Here is a 2,902-nt window from a genome sequence, read left to right on the forward strand (position 1 = left end):
CGTGCAGTCGTTCTTCGAAAGGCGACCACTGCTACAGCGCTCATGAACGGGGGTGCTGACCTTCTCTCAGACCCTGCAATCCGCCAATCTAGCTGTCGCGTCACCTCTATGTACTTGACATTTGATACCCAGCTCTGGGTGAGCTGTAGCCACTGGTCGCGGCGGCGTTCTACATCGGCGGCGGCCCAGATTAGGGCGATGCCGACGACAATGCCCACCACCCACTTGATGAAGGGGAAGGCGGCATTCAGCAGCACCAGCTGGTTGAGGGCGTTGAGGGCAAAGATTATGGTGCCCACGTAGAGCGGAGCCCGCATGCGGAGGAGCAGGCCAGCGGCGATCGCCCCCAGGGCCATTGCCCCCACCGGTAGCCCGGTCCACCGCTCGGTCACTAGGGCTGTGAACAAAATGATGCTGAGGGCAATGACCCGCAGCCAGTGGCAATTTTCTTTACCCTCAGGGCGCTTGAGGGCCGGATCTACCTGGGCAATGTAGAGCAGGGCCAGCCCCAGGGGCAGTACCCAGGCCAGGTTGTCGTCGATGGCCTGGTTCACGACCCAGACCCAGATCGCCCAAACCGCGCAGAATACCGACAAGTACGAAATGCGAATTTTGCCGCTGTGCCAGGCCAGCCAGCCGTAGAAGCCAACCAGCACCCAAAGCGTTGGAATATGGCCAAACCCTCCAGTAAGTAGGGCAATCAGTAGAGGAACGACTACCGCCATTACCCGCCAGGGTCGCTGGGGCCAGCCCCAGGTGGCCCAGGGCAGCCAGTACACAGGCACCGCCACGGCGCAGGCCACCACGCCCCACCAGGGGTCGAGAACGTTTAGGGCCGGAAAGAGCGATCGCCCCAGGGCAAACCAGCCGACAAGCTCTAGGAGTCCGGCGTAAACCCAGGTTTGCTTGACCGATTCAGCTGTCCCCAGCCGCCCCTGACTGAGGGCATAGAGCAGGAGCGCGGCGGCGATCGCCAGCCCCAGCCAGCCCAGGGTTGCTTGGCCAAAGCCAATGCTCACACCGCCCCCCAGCATCAGCAGGCTGCCAATTAGCCAGTGCAGGTGCGCCGCCCAGACCAGCTCTGTTTGAGGGAGGCCGAGCGTGCGATCGAGCTGTCCCGCCGCCAATCGATACACGACCATGATTAGCGCCGCTACTCCAGCCAGTACCAGCAGCGCATCCGCCGCTTCGCCGCCCGAGCCTTGCAGCATTTGGTAGATGACCAGCTCGTACCAGCCCACCGACAGCAGTCCCAGGGCCAGCCAGCGCGCTAGGGAAGTCTGGGTGCGCCGCCCGACTTCTAGAATGAGCAGCGCTGTTGCGACTACCAGCCAGCCTGTCCAGGCGGTGACGGTGTAGGCCCGCAGCGCCAGGGCCAACACCGCATAGACCAGGGTAAGGGTGTGTAGCGGGGCAGTGAGGGCCGGGCGAGAGCGGGCAACCGTTGCGGCCAGGGCCAGGGCGATCGCCCCCAGCCCTAGCGTCGGCACGGCCAAAGAAACCACCGTGGGATAGCGCTGTATCACTAACCCGGCTACCAACAGTTCTACCCCCCAACCTGCTAGGTAAATAGCAAGAGGCCTCACGGTTTTCCAATAGCGGAGGAGCAGAGTCACCAAGAACGCAGCCAGGACAGCAACAATTAAGGGGCGAGGTTCACGCCAGCCCAGGTAGTAGAGGGAAACTGCAACAGTAGACGAGGTAAGTAATCCAATGGCCAAGATGTGGCCCCAGCGATCGCAGGCTACCCGGTACAGCGCAGGTAAAGAGGGTGGCTCGTCAGATGCCTCTGGTAGCGGCAGCGAGGGTTCTAAAGTCGCGCCAGAACGCGATCGCCAAATTCCCCACAGCACCGCCATGAGCCCCACCGTCACCAATCCCCAGTCGGCCAGGTGGCGTGGAAAGCCCGGTACCCAATCGGCCAGACTGCTGTAGGCCCAGCCTAGGCCAAAGGCCACCGCCAAAAACGCTACCCCAGGTCGCCGGTAGAAGGCACTGTTTACCCCAGTTAGCGCTGTAGCCGTGCTTAGCCCCACCAGCCGAGTCCAGGGCAAGCCGAGGGTGAACGGTAGCGCAATGCCCGTAGTCAGCACGCTAGCTGGATGACGACCAATCAGCGCCAGCACCACCGGAATCACCAGCCCTACCCAGCTCAGCCCGAAGCCAAAGCCATCGTCAATCAGGTATCCCCACAGCAGGGCATAGGTCATCGCTGACAGCCCCACGCCGTAGAGCCAGGCGCTGCTGCCCCACAGCCCCGGCAGCGCTTTACTGAGCAGCAGGGCAACCGTTGCCAGAGCGACAATGACCCCCAGCCAGCGATCGAGGGGTAGCGCTGGCCAATGATTGCCGATCGCAACCAGAATACTCACGAGGGCCAGGCCGTAGGTGACGACAATCCGCCAGCGGACCAGGGGACGGCGCAGCGTTACGACCAGTGCGGTGACCGTAGAGGCCACCAAATTCACCACGAGTACTGGGTTACTGAGCAAGCTCAGGCTGGTGAGAATAACATTACTGCCCAGCGCAAGTCCCTCGCTAAACTGCCCCAGCTTGGGCTTGTCTCGCCGTAGATACCAGTCGCTTAGGGCCACCATACCCACGACGTAGGGGAATAGAGAAATCCCTAAGAGCGCGTCGGGGCTACTACCGGAGCCGCTCCAACCGAGCAGGGGAGCCATGATCCCCTGCCGCAGGGCGAGGGGGATCAGTTGCCAACCGACAAAGGCGAGCTGGACGGCGATCGCATAGGCCACCAGCAAATCGCGCCGCTTGCCCAGTTTTCTCAATGCTTGAATTCGCAGGGCCAGCCCTAGAATGCTAATCCCAAAGGCTTGGGCCAGCCAATCGGCGATCGCAATCAGCCAGCCCCACCACAGCAGCCCCCGCCCTAGGGCAATAC

Annotated in this window: 1 protein-coding gene; it reads right to left on the minus strand. The window is 62.3% G+C overall.

What is annotated here, in order from left to right:
• Window positions 1-2,902, minus strand: a 2,902-nt coding sequence (locus IQ273_RS32185; RefSeq protein ID WP_194027153.1) for a hypothetical protein, incomplete at both ends; no start/stop codon positions are given.

Source organism: Nodosilinea sp. LEGE 07298, assembly GCF_015207265.1.
Taxonomy (GTDB): Bacteria; Cyanobacteriota; Cyanobacteriia; order Phormidesmidales; family Phormidesmidaceae; genus Nodosilinea.